At 65.1% G+C, this 2,072-nt stretch carries 2 protein-coding genes; both read left to right on the top strand.

The genetic code is table 11. The features are described 5' to 3' along the window. The coding region (locus tag ACXJKR_RS30845) for a hypothetical protein (RefSeq protein WP_457326091.1) at positions 1 to 210 on the top strand (210 nt) is incomplete at its 5' end. Then, positions 194 to 2,072 (top strand): radical SAM protein (locus ACXJKR_RS30840; RefSeq protein WP_457326090.1); only part of this gene is annotated, 1,879 nt, incomplete at its 3' end. The genes ACXJKR_RS30845 and ACXJKR_RS30840, both read left to right, overlap by 17 nt.

Raw genomic sequence — 2,072 nt, 5'->3', positions numbered from 1 at the left:
ATCCATGACTTCGAGACGGTGATCAACGCCCGCTACCCGACGCGCACGGATTTCACCCTGGGCGAATGGGGCCGCCGAATGATGCAGTTGGCGTCACTGCCGCGGTACTGGAGCGGCCTGTACAGGCGGCCGCTGGAACTGAAGGCGCTGCAGCGCCTGCGCCGATACACGCGTCCCGAGGTGGAGGGGTTCTATGCTGAAGCCAACTGAAGCCGTGACGGCACAGATACCCTCGCTGGATGCGGCCCAGCAAGCGGTGCTGAGGGCACTGGCATATCGCCAGGTGTTCAACAGCCCGCTGTCCGCCGATGAGGTCTGGCGATTTCTTGACACGCCGGGCGTGCCGATCAGCGAGGTGGCGAGTGCGCTGCAGCGGTTGCAAACGGCTGGCCTGGTGGCCAGCCATGACCGATGGTTTTGGATCGCCGAGATGGACGATCCGATTGCACGCTGGTCAGCCAACCGCGACCGTGCCGACGCGGCCATGCCTCAAGCGCTGGAAGTGGGCCGTGGCCTGATGCGCCTGCCCTTCGTGGATGGCGTGGCCATTTCCGGATCCTTGTCCAAGCGGTCGCTGGCCGAGGACGGGGACTTTGATTTCCTGATCATCACGCGGCCGGGGCGGTTGTGGCTGGTCTACGTCTTGTTGCGCTTCTACCGCCAGAAGTTGCCCGCACCGCAGATGCTGTGCTCGAACTACCTGCTGGCTGGCCACAAGCTGGCACTTGAGCGGCGCGACGCCTTCACGGCGATGGRGCTGGCCACGCTGTATCCCGTGGCGGGGTGTGATTCGCTGATGCACCTGCAAAAGGCCAACTCTTGGGTGGACGACTACCTGCCGAACCGGGCAGTGCTGCAGAGGCCGGCAGAGCCAGCGCGTACGACTGGTCGCCGTTTCAGCGAGATGGCATTGGGAGGGGTGCTGGGCGCGTTGCTGGACTGGTGCGCGTGGAAGCTGATCCACCGACGGCTCCGTCGCAATATTGCGCAGCTGTCATCTCTGACGGCGCGGCGGAGCATGGAGCTCAGCCGCGATGTGGCCAAGCTCCATACCTCGGAGTGGAAGTACCGCATTCTTGAGCGCTATCAGGCGAATCTGGACCGATTGCAGCGGCAGGCGGGCGGGGCCATCACGCGCCACACCGTCGACGACACCGTATTGGTCGCCTCGGCCTACTACTACCGGCTCGATCCCAAGCAGTGGCAGGCGGGCAAGCCGTATCCGCCCCTGGGCACCTTGTATGCGGCCGGGCTGGTGCGCAGTTTGGGCTTCAAGACGCATGTGTTCGATGCGGGGCTCGCTGAAAGTGAGCTGTCCTTCCTCTGTCGGTTAGAGCAGGAACGCCCGGAGTTCGTGGTGCTGCAGGAGGACGGCTTCAACTATCTGACCAAGATGTGCCTGGACCGCATGCGCGAAGCGGCCTTGCAGATGGTGCGCCTGGCGCGTGCCTTTGGGGCACGGGTCGTCGTTTGCAGTTCTGATGCCACCGACTTCCCCGAACCCTATTTGCGCGCCGGCGCGACCGCTGTGGTGCGCGGCGAAAGCGAGGCCACGCTGGCTGACGTTCTGGGGGCCTGGCGTGACGGCCGACCGTGGGCCGACATCCCAGGGCTGGCCTATCTGGAGGACGACCGTCTGGCGCGATCGCCGGTGCGCGCACCCATCACCGACCTCGATCACCTGCCTCCTCCGGCATGGGACCTGGTCGATCTGGAGCCTTACCGGGAGGTCTGGGAACGTCGGCATGGCCACTTCTCGCTGAACGTCGCCACCACACGCGGTTGCCCCTACGCGTGCAACTGGTGCGCCAAGCCGCTCTATGGAAAACGCTACACCGTCCGTTCCCCGGAGCAGGTGGTTGATGAGCTGGAGCTGCTGGTGCGACGCTACGGTGCCGACCACTTCTGGATCACCGACGATCTGTTCGGGCTGAAGCCGGGCTGGGCGCAGCGCTTCGCCGCGCTGGTGCAGGAGCGCCGCCTGAAGATGCGCTACACCATCCAGACCCGCGCCGATCTGGTGCTGCGCGATGCCGACGACCTCCAGGCATTGTCCCGCTCAGGCTTGGAGA

This window comes from Roseateles sp. P5_E11, from assembly GCF_054049355.1.
This window is presented reverse-complemented; position numbering and strand designations above follow the sequence as displayed.